The sequence below is a fragment of the Brevundimonas vitisensis genome (assembly GCF_016656965.1).
GTDB classification, from domain to species: Bacteria; Pseudomonadota; Alphaproteobacteria; order Caulobacterales; family Caulobacteraceae; genus Brevundimonas; species Brevundimonas vitisensis.
In genome coordinates this window covers 2,761,836-2,781,317 of record NZ_CP067977.1, presented here as the reverse complement: position 1 = coordinate 2,781,317, position 19,482 = coordinate 2,761,836, and the positions used below count along the sequence as shown (strand labels likewise).

General features: G+C 67.0%; 15 protein-coding genes. 11 read left to right on the top strand and 4 right to left on the bottom strand.

The features are described from left to right. Positions 1-3: 3 nt before the first annotated feature. The 10 genes from ilvG to thrB all read left to right on the top strand — a co-directional run bounded on the left by ilvG (position 4) and on the right by thrB (position 10,436). Complete coding sequence (gene ilvG, locus JIP62_RS13980; RefSeq protein WP_201104786.1) at positions 4-1,719, top strand: acetolactate synthase 2 catalytic subunit; 1,716 nt, start codon at positions 4-6, stop codon at positions 1,717-1,719. Beyond that, positions 1,719-1,991: an ACT domain-containing protein gene (locus JIP62_RS13975; RefSeq protein ID WP_201102753.1), complete on the top strand. Its 273-nt coding sequence runs from the start codon at positions 1,719-1,721 to the stop codon at positions 1,989-1,991. Before ilvG ends, JIP62_RS13975 begins: the two co-directional genes overlap by 1 nt. After that, positions 1,988-3,238, top strand: coding sequence for a 2-isopropylmalate synthase (locus JIP62_RS13970; protein ID WP_201102752.1), 1,251 nt, complete (start codon positions 1,988-1,990; stop codon positions 3,236-3,238). The genes JIP62_RS13975 and JIP62_RS13970 overlap by 4 nt, the downstream gene beginning before the upstream one ends. Continuing rightward, a complete protein-coding gene (locus tag JIP62_RS13965; protein ID WP_201102751.1) occupies positions 3,222-4,178 on the top strand; it encodes a branched-chain amino acid transaminase in 957 nt (318 codons plus the stop codon). Before JIP62_RS13970 ends, JIP62_RS13965 begins: the two co-directional genes overlap by 17 nt. Further along, the gene (gene leuC, locus JIP62_RS13960; protein WP_201102750.1) at positions 4,171-5,637 is read left to right on the top strand and encodes a 3-isopropylmalate dehydratase large subunit; all 1,467 of its coding nucleotides are present in this window, start codon (positions 4,171-4,173) and stop codon (positions 5,635-5,637) included. Before JIP62_RS13965 ends, leuC begins: the two co-directional genes overlap by 8 nt. Beyond that, positions 5,630-6,220, top strand: a complete 591-nt coding sequence (gene leuD, locus JIP62_RS13955; protein WP_201102749.1) for a 3-isopropylmalate dehydratase small subunit — start codon at positions 5,630-5,632, stop codon at positions 6,218-6,220. The genes leuC and leuD overlap by 8 nt, the downstream gene beginning before the upstream one ends. Then, positions 6,220-7,320 (top strand): 3-isopropylmalate dehydrogenase, encoded by a 1,101-nt coding sequence (gene leuB, locus JIP62_RS13950; RefSeq protein WP_201102748.1) that lies wholly within the window; start codon positions 6,220-6,222, stop codon positions 7,318-7,320. Before leuD ends, leuB begins: the two co-directional genes overlap by 1 nt. Positions 7,321-7,482: 162 nt before the next feature. After that, positions 7,483-7,647 carry a hypothetical protein gene (locus tag JIP62_RS13945; protein WP_201102747.1) on the top strand — a complete coding sequence of 55 codons (165 nt, stop codon included), beginning with the start codon at positions 7,483-7,485 and terminating at the stop codon, positions 7,645-7,647. Positions 7,648-7,809: 162 nt separating this feature from the next. After that, positions 7,810-9,486, top strand: coding sequence for an amino acid kinase family protein (locus tag JIP62_RS13940; protein WP_230974771.1), 1,677 nt, complete (start codon positions 7,810-7,812; stop codon positions 9,484-9,486). Next, positions 9,486-10,436 carry a homoserine kinase gene (gene thrB / locus JIP62_RS13935; protein WP_201102745.1) on the top strand — a complete coding sequence of 317 codons (951 nt, stop codon included), beginning with the start codon at positions 9,486-9,488 and terminating at the stop codon, positions 10,434-10,436. Before JIP62_RS13940 ends, thrB begins: the two co-directional genes overlap by 1 nt. A 160-nt stretch (positions 10,437-10,596) precedes the next feature. Here the strand turns inward: thrB and thrC are convergent, their stop codons facing one another. The 3 genes from thrC to JIP62_RS13920 form a co-directional block, all read right to left on the bottom strand. After that, a complete protein-coding gene (gene thrC / locus JIP62_RS13930) occupies positions 10,597-11,988 on the bottom strand; it encodes a threonine synthase (protein ID WP_201102744.1) in 1,392 nt (463 codons plus the stop codon). Between the two features lie 69 nt (positions 11,989-12,057). After that, the gene (locus JIP62_RS13925; RefSeq protein ID WP_201102743.1) at positions 12,058-13,581 is read right to left on the bottom strand and encodes a tryptophan halogenase family protein; all 1,524 of its coding nucleotides are present in this window, start codon (positions 13,579-13,581) and stop codon (positions 12,058-12,060) included. Then, positions 13,578-15,104, bottom strand: coding sequence for a tryptophan halogenase family protein (locus tag JIP62_RS13920; RefSeq protein ID WP_201102742.1), 1,527 nt, complete (start codon positions 15,102-15,104; stop codon positions 13,578-13,580). Before JIP62_RS13920 ends, JIP62_RS13925 begins: the two co-directional genes overlap by 4 nt. A gap of 239 nt (positions 15,105-15,343) precedes the next feature. Between JIP62_RS13920 and JIP62_RS13915 the strand changes: the two genes are divergently transcribed. Next, positions 15,344-16,351 carry a cupin-like domain-containing protein gene (locus tag JIP62_RS13915; RefSeq protein WP_201102741.1) on the top strand — a complete coding sequence of 336 codons (1,008 nt, stop codon included), beginning with the start codon at positions 15,344-15,346 and terminating at the stop codon, positions 16,349-16,351. Between the two features lie 69 nt (positions 16,352-16,420). Here the strand turns inward: JIP62_RS13915 and JIP62_RS13910 are convergent, their stop codons facing one another. Further along, positions 16,421-19,471, bottom strand: a complete 3,051-nt coding sequence (locus JIP62_RS13910; protein WP_230974770.1) for a TonB-dependent receptor — start codon at positions 19,469-19,471, stop codon at positions 16,421-16,423. Positions 19,472-19,482: the final 11 nt, after the last annotated feature.

Below are 19,482 nucleotides of genomic sequence, written 5' to 3'. Positions count from 1 at the left end.
ATGATGGCCGCCGCCGCGCCCGCCCTGAAAGACGCCACGCAGACCGCACCCCGCAGCGGTGCGCGCCTGCTCGTCTCGACCCTGGAACGGCTGGGGGTCGAGGTGGTGTTCGGCTATCCCGGCGGTGCCATCATGCCGGTCTATGACGCCCTGACCGGATCGGGTCTGAAGCACATCCTGGTTCGCCACGAACAGGGGGCCGCCTTCGCCGCCGACGCCTATGCCCGCGCCACGGGCAAGGTCGGGGTCTGCATGGCGACCTCTGGGCCGGGGGCCACCAATCTGATCACGGGCATTGCCAATGCCATGATGGATTCGGTGCCGATGGTCTGCATCACCGGCAATGTCTCGACCGCCGTCATGGGCACGGACGCCTTCCAGGAGATCGACATCCTGGGCGTCACCCTGCCGATCGTGAAGCATTCGTGGATCGTCCGCGATCCGGCCGACATCCCTGCGGTGATCGAAGAGGCCTTCCACGTCGCCCGCTCCGGCAGGCCCGGCCCGGTCCTGGTCGACCTGCCCAAGGACGTCCAGGTCGGCATGACGGGCGAGGATTACGGCTTCCACATTCCGAACGAGACGCCGGACCTGGACCATGCGGCCATCGCCGCCGCCGAGGCCATGATCCGTCAGGCAACGCGCCCGCTGCTGTATGTCGGCGGTGGGGTCAAGATCGCCGGCGCGACCACCGCCCTGCGTGCCCTGGCCGAACGGACCGGCATCCCGGTCGTCTCGACCCTGAACGCCCTGGGCTCGGTTCGCACCGATGCCACGGGATATCTGGGCATGCTGGGCATGCACGGCACCCGCGCAGCCAATGAGGCGGTGCAGGAAAGCGACCTGCTGATCGTGCTGGGCGCCCGCTTCGACGATCGCGCGACCGGCAAGCTGAACGAGTTCGCCCCCCACGCGAAGGTCATCCATTTCGACATCGACCCGGCCGAAATCGGCAAGCTGCGCACCACACATGTGGCGGTCATCGGTGACCTGAAGGCGGGGATCGAGGCGCTGAACCCTGGCCCGCTGGCGATCCAGCCGTGGGCAGCACGCTGTATCGACAGCGCTGCCCGCCATGCCTTCCGCTATGACGCGCCGGGCCAAGGCGTCTATGCGCCCGCCCTGCTGAACGAACTGTCCCATGCGGCGGGCGACACCTTCATCGCAGCCTGCGACGTCGGCCAGCATCAGATGTGGGTCGCCCAGCACTGTGCCTTTGCCCGGCCCGAGGCCCATCTGACGTCGGGCGGCCTGGGCGCCATGGGCTATGGCCTGCCCGCCGGTCTGGGGGCCAAGCTGGCCTGCCCCGATGCCCATGTCGTGACCGTCTCGGGCGACGGCAGCTTCATGATGAACATCCAGGAGCTGGCCACCCTGCGCCGCTATGGCGTCGCGTTGAAGATCGTCCTCCTGGACAACTCCAGCCTGGGTCTGGTGCGACAGTGGCAGGAGCTCTTCTTCGAAGAGAATTATTCCGAGGTCGACCTTTCGGACAATCCCGACTTCGTCGCCGTGGCCCAGGCTTTCGGCATCGAGGCCTTCCGAATTAGCCGGCGCGAGGAGGTCACCGCCGGGATCGCGCGCCTGCTGGCCGCGCCCGGGCCCTGCCTCGCGCATGTCCTGATCGATCCGAAGGAGAACGTCTGGCCGCTGGTGCCGCCAGGCAAGAACAACGCCGAAATGATGCACGGCGACACACGATTTGAAGGCGACATGTGATGAGCGACACCATCCACATCCAGATCGACCGGGCCGATGGCTCCCTGCAGCGCCTGATCGGCCTGGTGGAGCGCCGGGGCTTTCATATCGACGGCCTGTCGATGGCCGACGAAGGGGCCAGCCGCCGGGTCCAGATCAAGGTCCGCGGCCGCGACGCCGGACGCTGCACCGAAAACCTGGGACGGCAGATCGACAAGCTGATCGGGGCCCGGCGCGTGACCTTCGCCCCTCAGCCCTATGTGGCGCCGTTCCATAACGAGGCCGCAGCATGACCGGCTTCAGCGAACCTGCCGTATCGGGCACCAGGGACCCGAACCGGGTCATCGTCTTCGACACCACCATGCGCGACGGCGAACAGGCCCCCGGCTTTTCCATGTCGCCGGCCGACAAGGTCCGAATGGGCCGCGCGCTGAAGAAGCTGGGCGTCGATGTCATGGAGGCCGGCTTCGCCGCCGCCTCTCCGGGCGACGAGGACTGTATCCGTGCCGTCGTGGGCGAGATCGCCGAGGACGACAGCGGCCCGGTCTTCTGCTCTCTGTCGCGCGCCACCGAGAACGACGTCGATGCCGCCTGGCGCGCCCTTCGCGGAACGCCACGCCGCCGCATCCACATCTTCCTGGGCACCAGTCCGATCCACCGCTCGGCCAAGCTGCAGATGACCAAGGATCAGGTCATGGCCGCCGCCGTTCGCGCTGTCGAATACGCTCGCACCCGGTTCGACGATGTCGAGTTCAGCCCTGAAGACGCCATCCGCACCGAGCCGGAATATCTGGCCGATGTGCTGGAAGCGGTGGCCCAGGCCGGAGCTACCACTCTGAACGTGCCCGATACGGTCGGCTATACGACTCCCGACGAGATCGGCAGCCTGTATCGCTATCTGGCCGAGCGCATCCGCCCGCGCTTTCCCGATGTGATCTTCTCGGCCCACTGCCACAACGACCTGGGCCTGGCCGTCGCCAATACCCTGGCAGCGGTCGAGAACGGCGTGCGTCAGGTGGAATGCACCATCAACGGCATCGGCGAACGCGCCGGCAATGCCTCGCTGGAAGAGGTCGTCATGGCCCTGCGGGTCCGCGGTGATCGTTTCGGTATCTCGACCGGCATCGACACGACCAAGCTGTTGAGCTGCAGCCGTCTGCTGAGCGAGATCACCCACACCCCCGTGGTCCGCAACAAGGCCATCGTCGGCATCAATGCCTTTGCGCACGAGGCGGGCATCCACCAGCACGGCATGTTCAACGACGCGCGCACCTACGAGATCATGCGGCCCCAGGACGTCGGCTTTGAGGGCAGCTTCTTCGTCCTGGGCAAGCATTCGGGCCGCCATGCGGTGGCCAAGCGGGCAGAGGTCCTGGGACACCCGCTGGTCGGCACCCACCTGACCGAGGCCTTTGCCGCCTTCAAGACCCGCGCCGACCAGATCGGCGAGATCAACGACGCCGAACTGCTGGCCATCGTCGAGACCACCCGCCCGGCCCAGGCCCCCTATCAGGAGATCGCCTATGCGGCCGCTGGCTGACACCATCTGGGTCAATGGCGAGATGACGCCCTGGGCTGAGGCGAAGATCCATGTCCTCAGCCATGCCCTGCACTATGGCACCTCCGTCTTCGAGGGCATCCGGGTCTATGAGACGCCGGACGGCCCGCGCGGCTTTCGCCTGACCGACCACGTCCGCCGCCTGTTCGACAGCGCCCGGATGTATCACTTCCCCCTGCCCTATACCGAGGCCGAGCTGGTCGCGGCCTGCAAGACGGTGGTGCGCGAGAACGGCTTCAGGTCGGCCTATATCCGCCCCATCGCCTTCCTGGGGGCCTGCGGCATGGGCGTGACGCCCCAGCCCGAGAACATGAACGTCGATATCGCCATCGCCGCCTTTCCGTGGGGGGCCTATCTGGGCGACGACGCTCTGAAGAACGGCGTCGACGCCTGCGTCTCGTCCTGGTCGCGGATCGCGCCGAACACGGTGCCGTCGGGAGCCAAGGCGGGCGGCAACTATCTGTCCTCCTATCTGATCGGGCGTGAGGCCCGCGTCGGCGGCTTTGGCGAAGGCATCGCCCTGGGCACGGACGGGCGTCTGTCCGAAGGTGCGGGCGAGAACCTGTTCGTGGTCAAGGATGGCCGCATCCTGACCCCGTCGGCCGCCTCCTCCATTCTGATGGGCATCACCCGCGACAGCGTCATCCGCCTGGCCCGCGCCCAGGGGATCGAGGTCGTGGAACAGACCCTGCCGCGCGAAGCCCTGTACGTCGCCGACGAGGTCTTCATGACCGGCACGGCGGCCGAGATCACCCCCGTCCGCTCCATCGACGGCATCGCCACCCGCGCCAATGGTCCAGGCTCGGTGACCCAGGCTATCAATGCCGCCTTCCGGGGCCTGTTCGACGGCACGACGCCTGACCGCTTCGGCTGGCTGGAATCGATAGAGGCGGTCAACGCCCGGGAGCCTGAATATGCATGACACCCCCCGCACCCTGTTCGACAAGGTCTGGGACCGCCACGTCGTCGTGCCCGAAACGGCAGAGACGCCCGGCGTTCTCTACATCGACCTGCATCTGGTGCATGAAGTCACCAGCCCCCAGGCCTTCAGCGATATCGAGGCGCGTGGCCTGAAGGTCCGCCGTCCCGACCGCACCTTTGCGACCCTGGACCATTCGACCCCGACCCTGCCTGCCGGTCTCAACGGGCTGAAGCCCTATGTCACGCCGGAAGCCGAGGCCCAGGTGCACCGGCTGGAACAGAACTGCGCCCGTCATGGCATCACCCTGGCCGGGTGGGACAGCCAGGATCGTGGCGTCGTCCATGTCATGGGGCCGGAACTGGGCCTGACCCAGCCCGGCATGACCGTGGTCTGCGGTGACAGTCATACGGCCACCCACGGGGCCTTCGGGGCTCTGGCCTTTGGCATCGGCACATCAGAAGTCGGTCACGTCCTGGCCACCCAGTGCCTGTTGCAGCGCAAGTCCAAGGCCATGCGCGTGACCATCGACGGTACCTTGCAGCCCGGTGTGTCGGGCAAGGACGTCGCCCTGGCCGTCATCGCCGCCCTGGGCTTCGGCGGCGGCACCGGCTTCGTCATCGAATATGCGGGCGAGGCCGTGCGCGGCCTGGACATGGAAGGGCGCATGACCCTGTGCAACATGTCGATCGAAGCCGGAGCCCGTGCCGGCATGATCGCCCCGGACGACAAGACCGTCGCCTGGCTGCGCGGGCGTCGCCATGTGCCGCAGGGCGCGGCGTTCGACGCCATCGCTGCCGACTGGCTGACCCTGGCCAGCGACGAGGGCGCGGTCTTTGATCAGGAGGTCCGGCTGGACGGCGCGGCCATCCGGCCCATGGCGACCTGGGGCACCACTCCCGACGCCGGGTCGCCGATCGGATCGCGCGTGCCCGAACCGGCCTCGGACAGCGACCGCAAAGCCCTGGCCTATATGGGTTTCACCCCCGGAGAGACGACCACGACCCAGGCCGTGGACGTGGTCTTCATCGGCAGCTGCACCAACGGCCGCCTGCCGGACCTGCGCGCCGCCGCCGACGTCCTGAAGGGCCACAAGGTCAAGCCGGGCCTGCGGATGCTGGTCGTGCCGGGATCCGAGGCCGTCCGCCGCGATGCGGAGGCGGAAGGTTTGCATGAGGTCTTCATCGCCGCCGGGGCCGAATGGCGCATTCCGGGATGTTCGATGTGTATCGCCATGAACGGCGACTTCGTCCTGCCGGGCCAACTCGCCGTCTCGACCTCGAACCGAAATTTCGAGGGACGCCAGGGCAAGGGGGCCCGCACCATCCTGGCCAGCCCGGCCACCGCCGCCGCCAGCGCCATTGCCGGGGTCCTGACCGATCCACGCGTCTTTCTGGGGGAGAGCGCCAACCTCAAGCAGTCGAGCGTCGCGCGCGAGACGGTAGGAGTGCAAAATGTCTGAACCTTTCAAGGTGCTGACCTCCCGCACCCTGCTGCTCAGCCAGACCAACATCGACACCGACCAGATCATCCCGGCGCGGTTCCTGACCACCACCAGCCGCGAGGGCCTGGGCAAGCTTGCCTTCTATGACTGGCGTTACGAATCCGACGGTTCGGCCCGGCCCGAGGCGGTGCTGAACCGGATCGATCCTGCCGAGCAGCGCATCCTGCTGGCGGGCGCGAATTTCGGCTGCGGCTCATCGCGCGAGCACGCGCCCTGGGCCCTGCTGGACTATGGCTTTCGCGCCGTCATCTCGACCGAGATCGCCGACATCTTTACGTCCAATGCCTTGAAGAACGGCCTTTTGCCCGTGGTTGTCGATCAGGCGACCTGGGACGATCTGGCCGCCCATCCCGATCAGCCGGTCACCATCGACCTGGAGGCCGGAACCCTGCGCCGGGGCAACCACACGCCGGTATCCTTCGCCGTCGAGGCCTTCGCCCGTCAGTGTCTGCTGGACGGCGTCGACACCCTGGGCTGGCTGCAGAAACACATGCCCGCCATCGAAACCTACGAACGCTCAATCCAGTCGGAGCCCGCCTGATGTCCAAAGCCCGCACATACAACATCGTCGTCCTGCCCGGCGACGGCGTGGGGCCGGAGGTCGCCGAGGCGGCCGTCGGCGTGCTGCGCGTGATCGGCGACTTCTACGGCCATACCTTCAACTTCAGCGAACACCTGATCGGAGGGGCAGCCATTGACGCAACGGGCGATCCCCTGCCCGAGGAAACCCGCGCGGCCTGTGTCGCTGCCGACGCCGTCCTGCTGGGCGCGGTTGGGGGTCCCAAATGGGACGGCGGCAAGCGTCGCCCCGAAGAAGGCCTGCTGAACATCCGCAAGGCCATGGGTCTGTTCGCCAACCTGCGCCCGCTGCAGGTCTCGCCCGTTCTGGCGCATCGGTCTCCGCTGAAAAAGGAGATCGTCGAGGGGGTCGATCTGATCGTCTTCCGCGAGCTGACCGGCGGCGTCTATTTCGGCGAGAAGACCCGCACCGACACCATGGCCTCGGACCTGTGCATCTATACGGTCGAGGAGATTGAGCGCGTCGCCCGCGCCGCCTTCCAGACCGCCCTGCAGCGGCGGGGCAAGGTCACCTCGGTCGACAAGGCCAATGTCATGGAGACCAGCCGCCTGTGGCGCGAGGTCGTCACCCGCATCCATGCGCAGGAGTTCCCGCAGGTGCAGCTGGAGCATGCCCTGGTCGATTCCATGGCCATGCATCTGATCAGAAAGCCGCGCGACTATGACGTCATCCTGACCGAGAACATGTTCGGTGACATCCTGTCGGACGAGATTTCGGTGCTGGGCGGGTCGATCGGCCTGCTGCCCTCCGCCTCGCTGGGCTCGGTCGGCCCCGGCCTGTTCGAGCCTATCCACGGATCGGCCCCCGACATCGCCGGTCAGGATCTGGCCAATCCGGTCGGCACCATCCTATCGGCAGCCCTGCTGCTGCGGCACAGCCTGAAGCTGGAGGACGAGGCGGATTCGATCGAGGCCGCCGTCGCCGCCGTCCTGGCCGCCGGGGCCACCACAGCCGACCTGGGCGGGGCCTTGGGCACTCGCGCCGCCGCCAATGCCGTCATCGATGCCATCAAGGCCATCCATTGGGCCTCGGCCCATCGGGTGCAGATGCACTGGGCGTGAGGCCATGGCGGTTGGTTCTTGCGCAGAGTATAAACCGCCAAGCCCGGCGCGGCGTTTTTGTATCGCAACGACGAAGAAGACGCATTTTTCCACTCAGGACTTGACCAGACCCGCCCGCCGCGTTCACCCTTTCAATCGTTACAGCCACCGGACCCGAACCCCTTGTCCCTCGCCTACTCGATCAGCCTCTGCCAGGACGCCGCCATCGTGCGGACCGGCGGAGCCATGACCGGCGGCCTGGGTATGACCATGGGCGGTTCGGCCATTATCGGCATGACCACCATCACCATGACCACCACCACGCCCGATCGGGTGGGGACCGGCTAGCGCACAGACCAGACAGGTTTTTGCCAAGACCCACCCCGCCCGGATCCTCCGGGCGGGTTTTTTAATGCTTCAAAGAGACCCGCCATGCCCCTCGCCCTCCTCGACAGCCACTCTCTCGCAGACCCCCTTGCGGCCTCCGCCTCAGACCGGAGCCCCAGCGCCGTGAGCCACCCTGCCCTCGCCCCCGTCGTGGTGCTGAAGTTCGGCGGCTCGCTGCTGCACAGCCCGGCCGAAATCCCCGCCGTGGTGTCTGAGATCTATCGCCATGTCCGCCATGGCCAGAAGGTTGTCGCCGTCGTTTCCGCCTTCGCCGGGGAAACCGACCGCCTGCTGGCCGAGGCCCGGTTCCTGGGGGCCCCGCACGAGAACGACCTGGCTCCGGCCTATGTCTCGCTGGGCGAGGTGCGCAGCGCGGCCCTGACCGCCGTGGCCTGTGACCGCGCAGGCCTGTCGGTCGTCGCCCTGACGGTGCGCGAACTGGGCATCGTCGCCGCCGGTCCGTCCCATTCCGCCCATCCCGTGGCCTTGAACGACGGGCGACTCCGCGAGGCGTTGGCCGCCCATGAGGTGGTGGTGGTGCCTGGCTTTGGCGCTGTGGACGCCTCCGGCCGCGTCTCCCTTCTGGGCCGCGGCGGCTCTGACCTGACGGCCGTCTATCTGGCGGCAGAGCTGGGCCTGGACCGTGTGCGCCTGCTGAAGGATGTCGATGGCCTCTACGACCACGACCCCGCCGACGGCTCGCGCCCCGTGCTGCGCTTCAGCAAGGCATCCTGGGACGATGCGATCGAGATGGGCGGCGTCCTGGTGCAACCCAATGCTGTCGAAACGGCCCGCGCGCGCGGCGTCGAGATCGAGGTCGCAGCCCTGGGCCGTGCCGCCGAGACGGTGATCGGCGATCGCGGCGAAGCTCCTGTACCCGTCACGAAACGGCGCAAGCTGACCGTCGCCGTGGCCGGCTTTGGCGTTGTCGGCGGCGGGGTCATCGCCCGGCTTCTGGCCAACCCGGACGTGGATGTCGTCGGCGTGCTGGTGCGTGACGTGAACAAACCGCGCGATGTGGCCGTCGATCCCGCCTTGCTGACCCAGGACGCCGACGCCCTGCTGGCGCTGAAGCCGCATCTGCTGGTCGAGGCGCTGTCGGACGGATCGGCGGGTCATGCTTTGATCCTGAAGGCCCTTTCGTCGGGCGTGGACGTGGTCAGCGCCAACAAACAGGCCATCAGCCTGGATGTCGCCGCCCTGCATCAGCAGGCCCGCGATCACGATGCCCGACTTCTGTATTCGGCGGCGGTGGGCGGCGGCTCACCGATGATCGAGACCCTGCGCCGCGCCCGCGCCGCCGGACCCGTCGCCGGGTTCGAGGCGGTGCTGAACGGCACGGTCAACTTCATGCTGGACCGGCTTTCCCAAGGTGATGGCTTCGACGCCGCCCTGGACGCGGCCAAGCGCGCAGGCTTTGCCGAGGAGGATTCGTCCTCCGATCTGGAAGGGCTGGACGCCGCCGCCAAGGTGCGCCTGCTGGCGTTTGAGGCCTTCGGTGCCGCGCCGGAAGCGGAAGCCATTGCCCGCGACGTCCTCGGCCCCGACTTGGTGCCCGCCGGGCCGGTGCGCCAGATCAGCGTCTGCCGCCGCGATGGAGAGGCTCTGTCGGCCCGCGTCGGCCTTGACGCCGACCCGTCCGATGCGCTGTTCCTGGATCTGAACGGGGAGCGCAACGCCTTGAAGGTTTATGGCGAGGATGGACGGGTCTGGCGCTGTCGCGGACGGGGTGCCGGGCGCTGGCCCACGACCGAGAGCGTGCTGGCCGACGTCGGCGACATCCTGCGCCTGCGTATTTGATGGCGGTCTTCACGCCCGTTTCGCCGGACGAAGCCCGCGCCTTCATCGACGGCTATGACCTGGGGGGGCTCACCGCCATCGCCCCGATCGCCGAAGGGGTCCAGAACACCAATTTCCGCCTGGAAACCGGCGCGGGCCGCAAGGTCCTGACCCTGTTTGAGGGCGCGCCGGACGATGACGATCTGCGGTTCTGCCTGGGCCTGACCGATCATCTGGCCGGACGTGACTATCCGGCCGCGCGGGTGGAGCGGGACAGTCAGGGCCGTCGCCTCGGCCGGTTGAACGGACGATCGGCCGCCGTCGTCGACTGGGTGGAGGGGCACGGCCTGCTGCATCCCACGCCCGCCGATCACCGCACGGCGGGTGCTGCTTTGGCCCGGCTGCATCTGGCCGCCGCCGACTATACCGCGACACGCCCCGATCCGATGGGACCAGACGCCTGGGTCTCATTACTGGCGCGGTGTGAAGCCGCGACTGCTGATCTGGCCGCCGACAACCCCGACCGGGCCATGACCCTGGCCCTGCGCCCCATACTGGATCGCGCCCTTGCGCTGCGGACCGGAGGCCTGCCTTCAGGGCCGATCCACGCCGACTATTTCCCCGACAATGTCCTGTTTTCCGGCGGTGCGGTCAGCGGGGTGATCGACTTCTATTTCGGCTGCACCGGTCCCCTGGCCTGGGATTTGGCGACCGCCCTGAACGCCTGGACCTTCGACGCGGTCGGCGCGCGCGACGACATCGCCCATGCCGCCTTCCTGGACGGTTACAACACCGTACGTCCCCTGATGCCCGCAGAGACGGCTGCCCTGCCCGCCCTCGGCGCGGCCTCGGCCTTGCGGTTCACCCTCACCCGCCTGCACGACCGCCTGCACCACGACCCCGCCTGGCTGGTCACGCCCAAGGACCCGCAGCCCTTCTTCCGGCGCATCGGGGTTTGGGAGCGGGGGTGATTGTGTTTCCTCCCTATCGCCTTGGCGATGGGGAGGGGGACCGCGGAGCGGTGGAGGGGGCCTTGGGACGGCATTGATTTCGGGGTGAGGTGCCCCCTCCGTCACGGCGCAAGCGCCGCGCCACCTCCCCATCGCCAAGTGGCGACAGGGAGGAGACCCTTCACCCCAATCCCGCCATCGCCGCCTTTGCGGCCGCCGGGTCGGCGTCGATGATCTGATATTGCTCCACCCGATCCTCCAGGCCGCGCAGCGCAGGCGGGGCATCAGGCTCGAAGCCCAGCACTTCCGAAACCACGGTGCCGAACTTGGCCGGGTGGGCGGTGGACAGGGCGACGACGGGCCCCTCCGACCGGTTCAGGCCTCGCGCAGCGGACAGAGCAACGGCGGTGTGGGGACAGACGACCTGGCCCCAGGCGGCATGGGCATGGGCGATCTCGGCGCGCGTCGTCGCCTCGTCCACGGCCACGGCACTGACTTCGTAGCGCAGGGCGGCGTGAAGGTCGGCGGGCAGGCTGGCCCGGCCGTCGCGCGCGAACTCGGCGAACAGGCCACGCGTCAGGTCTGCATCGCGTCCCGAGGCCTCATATATCAGACGCTCGAAGTTGCTTGGCGCGTTAACGTCCATGCTGACACTGGCCGTGCTGACCGCCGCTGACCGAGTATAGACGCCGGTCTCCAGCGCCCGGACCAGGGCATCGTTGCGGTTGGTCGCTGCAACCAGCCCCCCCATCGGCAAGCCCATCCGCCGTGCCGCCCAGCCGGCAAAGGCATCGCCGAAATTACCCGTCGGCACGACATAGCGCGCCTGGGCCGCCGCTGCGCCCAGCGCCCTAGCCGTCGTGACATAGTAAGGGATCTGTCCGGCTAGCCGCGCCCAGTTGATCGAATTGACCGAGCTGAAGCGCCGCCCTTCGCGCAGGGATTCATCGGCCAGCAGCACCTTGGTCAAACGCTGGCAGTCGTCGAAATCGCCGCGGACGGCCAGGTTCAGCACATTGGCCGCGCCGCTGGTCGTCATCTGGCGACGCTGAACGGGCGAGACCCGGTCCAGCGGATGCAGCACCACCAGGTCGACCCGCTCGGCACCGGCAAAGGCCCGCACCGCCGCCGCCCCCGTGTCGCCACTGGTCGCCGTGACCAAACGCAGCCGCTGGTTCCCCGCCACCAGGGCCGCATCGGCCAGGACCGCGGCCATCTGCATCGCATAGTCCTTGAACGCCGCCGTCGGCCCGTGAAACAGCTCCAGCAGGAACAGGCCGGGCTCCAGTTCGACCAGAGGCGTCGTCGCAGGATGGTCGAACACCTGGGTCAGGCGGCGCGTGGCCCGGTCCAGCTCTGCGGACGCGATCGCGTCTCCCACGAAGGGGGCCAGCACCGCCCGCGCCGTCGTCGCCGCATCGCCGGATGCCATCGCCTCGGCCGAAAGTTCGGGCCAGGCGACCGGGGCATAGAGGCCACCATCGGGGGCGACGCCGCGCAGCAGGGCCTCGACGAAATCGACCTGGGGCGCACGGCCGCGCGTGCTGACATAGGAGGCGGAAGACTGGGTCATGACCCCTAACCCATGTGGGCTATGGTCAGGCCGTGCAAGCCTTCTCAGGCGTTTTTCGCCCGCCCCGGCTCAGTTCGCCGCGCAGTGTGCGGCGATGAAGTCGGCATGGCTGGGCATCTGATCCAGACAGGTTCGATAGACCCCGCGCATATTGCCCAGCCGCCGTGCCACCTCCTGATCGCTCAGGACGTCGGCGACCGGATCATGGGTGGCCGGCCACAGGTTCTGGCCCGCCATCACCGCGAACCAGCTGGTGTCGCTGAACAGCTCGTCGTTCTCGCGGAAGATGCGGCCGTTGTCGCGATACAGGGCATATTTCTCGGCCAGCCCGTCCGGCACTTCCATCGTCCGCACATAGTCCCAGAAGGGCGAGTCATCGCGCGTCGTCGTATTGTAGTGCAGCACCAGGAAATCCCGGATCCGCTCATATTCCTCGCCCACAATCCGGTTGTAGCGATCGATCCCCGCAGAGGCGAAGCGGCGGTCCGGGAACATCACCATCAGCTTGGCGATCCCGGCCTGAACCAGATGGATGCTGGTCGATTCCAGCGGCTCCATGAAGCCCGACGCCAGGCCCAGGGCCACCACATTGCGGTTCCAGAACTTGCGCCGCCGTCCGGTCACGAACTTCAGAGGCCGGGGATCGGCCAGGGCCTTGCCGTCGAGATTGGCCAGCAGGGTCGTCGCCGCCTCTTCGTCCGAAATGTAGCCGCTGGAATAGACATAGCCGTTGCCGATCCGGTGCTGCAGCGGGATCCGCCACTGCCACCCGGCTGTGCGAGCGGTGGAGCGGGTAAAGGGCGTCGGCGGCCCGGCGCTTTCGCACGGCACGGCCAGGGCCCGATCGCACGGCAGCCATTTCGACCAGTCGTCATAGCCGGTGCCCAGCGCCTGTTCGATCAGCAGGCCCCTGAACCCCGAGCAGTCAATGAACAGGTCCGCCTCGATGCGCGTGCCATCGTCCATGACCACCGCCTCGACGAAGCCGTCGGCGGGACGCAGCGTGACATCGGCGACCTTGCCCTCGCACCGCACGACGCCGCGCGCCTCGGAGTATTCCCGCAGATACCGCGCATACAGACCGGCATCGAAGTGGAAGGCATAGGCGATCTTGGACAGCGGAGAATTGCCCGCTTGGATCGCCCGCATGAACCGGCCCGCCCGCGCCGCCGACGCCTCCAGCGAATAGTCCGCCAGATCATGGGTTTCGCCCGCCGCCCGCGCCTTCAGGTAGAAGGCGTGGAACGACACCCCTTCCATATCCAGCCCATAGCGGCCGAACGGGTGGATGTAGCGATCGCCCTTCTTGCCCCAGTCGACGAATTCGATGCCGAGTTTGAAACTGCCCTGGGTGCGGCGCACGAAGTCGTTCTCATCCAGGCCCAGCATGTCGTTGAACAGCCGGATCTGGGGAATGGTCGCCTCGCCCACGCCCACCGTGCCGATTTCTTCGGACTCGATCAGGGTAATGTCGGCGTAACGGGGCCCCAGGATCTTGGCCAGCGCCGCTGCGGTCATCCAGCCGGCGGTGCCGCCGCCCACGATGACGACGCTGCGGATACGATCGGGGTGGTCGATCGGCGGGGCGCTCATGCCGCACTCCTGTCATAGGCGCAGTGACGGGCGATATAGGCGTCCTGTGTCGGCAGACGGCCCGCCGCCTGGGCGATCGTCCCGCGAAGCCGCAGCAGCGCCGCGACCAGGTCTTTATCGGCCCGGTGGTCCGCCAGGGGGTGATACCGGCGCGGCACGACCCGCTGGCCCAGATAGACGGCGATCCAGCTGGGATGCAGGAACAGGCCCTCGCGATACTCCTGCACCACGCCCCGTTCGCGGAACAGTTCGATCTTGCCCGCCAGGCTGTCGGGCAGGGTCATGGTGCGGACGTGGTTCCACAGGGGGCTGTCGGTCCGCTCGGTCGCCGCATAGTGCAGGATGATGAAATCGCGGATCCGCTCGAACTCCAGATCCATCTGGCGATTGAATTCCTCGGCGTCCGTGGCGGCCGACCGCCGGTCGGGCCACAGCTCGATCAGCTTGGTGATGGCGATCTGGATCAGATAGATGCTGGTCGATTCCAGCGGTTCGATAAAGCCGCCGGACAGCCCCACCGACACACAGTTGCCGACCCAGTTGCGGGTGCGCCGCCCGGCCTGGAAGCGGATGTGGTTGGGCTCCTTCAGGGGCTCCCCTTCCAGCCTCCCGATCAGGCGATCCGTCGCGGCGTCCTGGTCGACGAAGCTGCTGCAATAGACATAGCCGTTGCCGACCCGGTGTTGCAGCGGAATGCGGAACTGCCATCCGGCCTCCAGCGCCGTCGCGCGGGTATAGGGCACGGTCGGCTGATCGCTGGCGCAGGGCATAGCCACCGCCCGGTCGCACGGCAGCCAGTGGGACCAGTCCTGATACCCCGATTTCAGGGTCTGTTCGACCAGCAGGCCGCGAAAGCCCGAGCAGTCGATGAACAGGTCCGCCTCGATCACATCGCCACGGTCCAGGGTGACGGAACGGATGTCGCCGCTGGTGCCGTCCTGGGTCACATCGACGATCCGGCCCTCGATCCGGGTCACCCCGCCCGCCTCGGCCCGCGTCCTCAGGAACCGCGCATAGAGGCTGGCATCCAGCTGATAGGCATAGCCATAGGTGGACATCAGCGAGCGCGCATCGTCGGACGGCGGCGCATACCGCCCCTCGCGCGCCGCCACGACCGGCAGGGAATAGTCGTCGATCGGGCCGATATCGGCCGTCCGCGATCCCTTCAGCCAATAGTGGTGAAACGGCACCTCACCGCCCGGCGCGCCATAGTCGCCGAAAGGATGGATGTAACTGTCCCCCAGACGCGCCCAGTCATTGAACTGGATGCCCAGTTTGAAGGTCGCGCGCGTCGCCTTCATGAACTCGGCCTCGTCGATGCCGAGCCGCTCATTGAAGGCACGGATATGCGGCAGGGTCGATTCCCCCACCCCCACGGTGCCGATTTCGGCCGACTCGACCAAGGTTACCTTGACGCCACCGGGCGCGACCAGCCGAGCCAGGGCCGCCGCCGTCATCCAGCCCGCAGTGCCGCCCCCCACGATGACGACGGTCCTGATACGGGGATCTTGGGTCGGGTCCATGGCTCAGTCCACGCGGCGGATCAAAACGACAGGCATCGCGACTGCGACGGCCGTACTAACCATCATGCCCATGAACCCGCCCCCCAGGCCACTGTGGACGTCGCCCCCTGGAATCGCCGGTCGGCTTGTCATCGCATGGTCCATGGTCACCCCCCGTGCGATCTTGCCATGGGCCGTCGCTTGGTAATGAGAACGACCGGATATAGACAGCGCTGTCAAGACGCCGTGGAGACGCGCCTATGTCGATCGAGGAATGCCTGGCACCCGATCCTGACGCCCTAGCTCAAGCCTTGGCGGCCGCTCGTCCTCTAGTCCTGCGCGGCTGGGCAAATGACTGGCCTGCGGTTCAGGCTGGCCGCCAGGGCCCTGCGGCGATCGCCGCCTATCTGGCGGTCATGGACAGAGGTGCCCAGGCCGAAGCCTTTCGCGGACCGCCCCATATCCGGGGCCGTTTCTTCTATGGCCCGGACCTGAAGGGTTTCAACTTCACGCGCGGCCCCGCGACCGTCACCGGCTTGCTGGACCAACTGGCCACCGTCGCGGACAGCCCCTCTCCTCCGGCGCTCTATATGGGTGCGGCCCCGATGGGACGAAGTCTTCCTGACTTCACAGCCGCCAACACGACCACCGGCCTACCGGACCATGCGGTGCCGCGCCTGTGGCTGGGCAATGCGGTGACGGTGCAGACTCACTACGACCTGTCAGACAATCTCGCCTGTGTCGTCGCCGGAAGACGCACCTTCACCCTGTTCCCGCCAGAGCAGACATCCAACCTCTATGTGGGCCCGCTGGAGTTCACGCTCGCGGGCCAGCCGGTTAGCCTGGTCGATCCCCTGGAGCCCGACCTCGACCGCTTCCCCCGGTTTGCCGAGGCCCAGGCAGCAGCATCGAGCGTCACCCTGGAGCCCGGTGATGCCCTCTATATCCCTTCGTTGTGGTGGCATCATGTGCGCTCGCACGACGTCCTGAACGTGCTGGTCAACTACTGGTGGGATGCCGGACCGCCGCTCGCCGGGTCGCCCTTTGAGGCCCTGATCCACGCCCTGCTCGCCATCCGCCACCTGCCACCCGAGCGCCGCGAACCGTGGAAGGCGATTTTCGACCACTATGTATTCTCGGCCGACAATCAGACCCACAGCCACGTCCCGGAAGCGGCGCGCGGTGCCGTCGGCGATCTGACGCCAGAGATGGCGCGAACGCTGCGCGCCTTCGTCATCGGCTCCCTTTCGCGCCACCGCGAACGATGACCCGCCCCCAAACGAAAAACGCGCCGCCTCCTTTCGGAAGCGGCGCGCAGATCGAAGCGATAGCCGTCGTCAGAAGGTCGCGCGGACCACGAACGAGAACCGGCGGTCGTTCTTGAACCAGGACCGGGGGGCCATCAGCAGTTCGCTGTTCAGCACCTGGAAGGTCTGGGTCGTCTCATCCAGCAGGTTCACCCCCTGGACCCCGACCTTGAAGTTGTCGTTGACCGTATAGAAGAACGATCCGTCCAGCTGACCCGTGTCGTCGGCATAGATGGGCGCGAACGGCACGATTTCGTCGCGGGTCGTCAGCACATATTCCGACCGCCAGTTCCAGGCGAGACGAGCCGAGATCTTCTCGTTCTCATAGATGGCGGCAAAGTTGAAGTTGTGCTCGGACAAGGACTCCAGCGGCAGCAGGCTGGTATCGATCGCCGGCTCGGTTCCACCCGGATTGGCCTTGCCCGGGTCCAGGTTCTCCTGGGGCACGCCGGAGCTGTCGATGAAGGTGTAGTTCGCCTGGATACCGAAGCCCGACATCCAGCCCGGCAGGTCTTCGTAGAACTGCTGGTAGGCGATCTCGAAGCCCTGGATATCGCCATCCTCGGACGCGTTCGCCGGACCCCGGACATAGACGTCATAGGTCTGGCCGTTGTTGGTGATCGTCCGCTCGTAGAAGCCGTTGGTGATGACGTCTTCCAGCGTCTTGGTGAACACCGACAGGGTCACCGATCCGGTCGGGGCGAAATACCATTCCGCCGACAGGTCGAACTGCTCGGACTTGATCGGGTTCAGGAAGGTGTTCCCCGCCTGGGCTTCAAAGCCGAGGAACACATTGTCGATCACCCGCGGCGCGATCTGCAGCTGGTTGCGCGTCAGACCCAGGTCCGAACGCCGGATTGCCTGGGTATAGCCGAAGCGCATCAGGAAGGACGGCGTCAGCTGGAACTTGAGGTTCACGCTGGGCAGCCAGTTGTCATAGGTGTGCTTGGCGCTGTTCGGGATCGAGGTCCCCGTCGCAAACGCCAGGGCGGCCGCCTGCTGGGCCGGGGTCAGCAGACAGAAGGCCGGGATCGATCCGCCCGGTGCCGGCGGGGCGGAACAGTCGCCGGTGAACACCTGAGCCTGGGTCGGGAAGCTCAGGCCGCCCTCGGCCGAAATCTGCGTCTCGACATAACGGATGCCGACGTTGCCGCTGATACCGATGCTCTCGCCCCAGATGGGTTCGGCATTGTTGTTGAACTTGATCAGGGCATAGGCGGCCGTGGTCTGTTCGTTGGTCTCGTTGATCTCGCCAGGCGTATATTCGGTGCCGGGGATGACATTGGCGCGCTGCGCCAGGGGCACCCAGCCGCCGCCACCCCAGATGGCATTCATCGCCAGGGCAAAGGCGACCGCGTCGTCATAGTCAGCACCCGGATTGCCGGCGTAGCCATAGGCTGTGATCGGCACGCCCTGGCCCGAGAAGTCGAAGGTCCCTGCTCCGCTCAGACCGCCCGTCAGGCGCGGCGTCGGCACAGAGCCTTGATCCAGCCAGACCGGCCCGGTGGCACCGTTCCACAGCTCGGAAATCACACCCCAGTTGTAGAGCGAATTCCGCGTGGTCTGGTCGCGCTCGGCAAAGCGGGCGCCGACCTTGACCGATTCCAGCCAGCCGTTGTCGAGGTCGTATTCGGCGTCGGCACGCAGGGCGTACTCTTCGCCCTCGCTGTCTTCCTTGTGGTCCATGGCGTTGCGCCAGAAGTAGTTCGCCGGGTCCGCCAGATAGGCGTTGATATCACCCGAGCCCGTGGCGTTGGGCGGCAGCAGCGTCAGCGTGGGCGTGTCGCCGGTCAGGTCCAGCACATCCACAGCGAAGAAGGAGTTGGCGATCTGAAAGTCGGTGTTCTCGACCGTCGATTCCACATACTGCGCATCGAAGTTCAGGCGCAGCCGATCCGTCGGCGACCATTTGAAGTTGAAGCCGTAGTCGCTGGTCACATAGCGCTGATCCACGCCACGCTTCACGAAGCTGTGCTGGATGCCGTCAAGCGGCACCGACGGGTCGGCCGAGCGCCAGCCCGCGTTCGACGTGATGGTCCCGCCCGTGAAGATGCCGCTGTCGTCATATTCCCAGGTCGTGCCGGGCAGCGGGCTGCGGGGATTGGTGTCGTCGACGATGGTTTCGATCGCGTTCTCGGTCCAGGCCTGAGTCGATTCCGAGCGCAGGAACTGGGCCGTCGCGATCATGGTGCGATCGTTGGAACGCCACTGGCCGGCCGCCGCCACGCCGGTGCGCTCGCGCTCGAACGACTGGGTCCGGAAGGCCAGGCCCGACGGCGTCCACAGGTCGCTGCCCGACGAGCTGTCCAGGCGGTAGTTCAGCGACTGCAGGCCGTCCGAGCGCGAATCCAGCGCCGAATAGACGCCGCTGACCATCACGCCGAACTCGCCCGCCGGCGTCTCCCAGCGATCGCTGATCAGGGCCGAGATGGTCGGCGTCAGCGACTGCTCCAGGTCGCCGTAGTTGGTCTCCAGCGAAGCGGCGATCACCCGGCCACTGCTGTCGAACGGCTTGCGGGTGTTCAGATTGACCGTGCCGGCAATACCGCCCTCGATCATGTCGGCCGAGACGTTCTTGAACACCTCGACGCTGCCCAGCAGCTCAGGCGGCACGTCGGCGAACGACAGGTCGCGTCCGTTGTTGGCAGAGAAGGTATCGCGACCGTTCAACTCGGAACGCACAAAGGTCAGGCCGCGCACGACCACGCCCGATCCTTCGACCGAGAAGTGATCGGGATCGTTGGCACCGGCGAAACGGCTGATGGACACGCCAGGCACGCGCTGCAGGGCCTCGGTCACAGACCGATCCGGCAGGGCGCCGATGTCCTCGGCCGTGATGGCGTCGACGAAGACGTCCGAGTTTTCCTTGATCGCCTGGGCGCTGCGCAGGCTGGCGCGAATGCCGGTGACAACCAGCTCATCGACCTCGGTGGCTTCGGTCTCGGGATCCGCATCCTGGGCGGCGGCCGGGCTGGCCAGCACCATCAGGCCAAGGGCCAGCGACGACGCGCCGCACAGCAGGGCCGCGCCGAAAGGCTTGCCACCACGACGGGCGGCGACTGTCTTGTCGATATGGTTCACTTTGTTTCCCC

Coding starts and splice junctions, on each gene's coding strand:
- ilvG (WP_201104786.1), top strand. CDS start 4: ATGGCCGCCGCCGCGCCCGCCCTGAAAGACGCCACGCAGACCGCACCC.
- JIP62_RS13975 (WP_201102753.1), top strand. CDS start 1,719: ATGAGCGACACCATCCACATCCAGATCGACCGGGCCGATGGCTCCCTG.
- JIP62_RS13970 (WP_201102752.1), top strand. CDS start 1,988: ATGACCGGCTTCAGCGAACCTGCCGTATCGGGCACCAGGGACCCGAAC.
- JIP62_RS13965 (WP_201102751.1), top strand. CDS start 3,222: ATGCGGCCGCTGGCTGACACCATCTGGGTCAATGGCGAGATGACGCCC.
- leuC (WP_201102750.1), top strand. CDS start 4,171: ATGCATGACACCCCCCGCACCCTGTTCGACAAGGTCTGGGACCGCCAC.
- leuD (WP_201102749.1), top strand. CDS start 5,630: ATGTCTGAACCTTTCAAGGTGCTGACCTCCCGCACCCTGCTGCTCAGC.
- leuB (WP_201102748.1), top strand. CDS start 6,220: ATGTCCAAAGCCCGCACATACAACATCGTCGTCCTGCCCGGCGACGGC.
- thrB (WP_201102745.1), top strand. CDS start 9,486: ATGGCGGTCTTCACGCCCGTTTCGCCGGACGAAGCCCGCGCCTTCATC.
- thrC (WP_201102744.1), bottom strand. CDS start 11,988: ATGACCCAGTCTTCCGCCTCCTATGTCAGCACGCGCGGCCGTGCGCCC.
- JIP62_RS13925 (WP_201102743.1), bottom strand. CDS start 13,581: ATGAGCGCCCCGCCGATCGACCACCCCGATCGTATCCGCAGCGTCGTC.
- JIP62_RS13920 (WP_201102742.1), bottom strand. CDS start 15,104: ATGGACCCGACCCAAGATCCCCGTATCAGGACCGTCGTCATCGTGGGG.
- JIP62_RS13915 (WP_201102741.1), top strand. CDS start 15,344: ATGTCGATCGAGGAATGCCTGGCACCCGATCCTGACGCCCTAGCTCAA.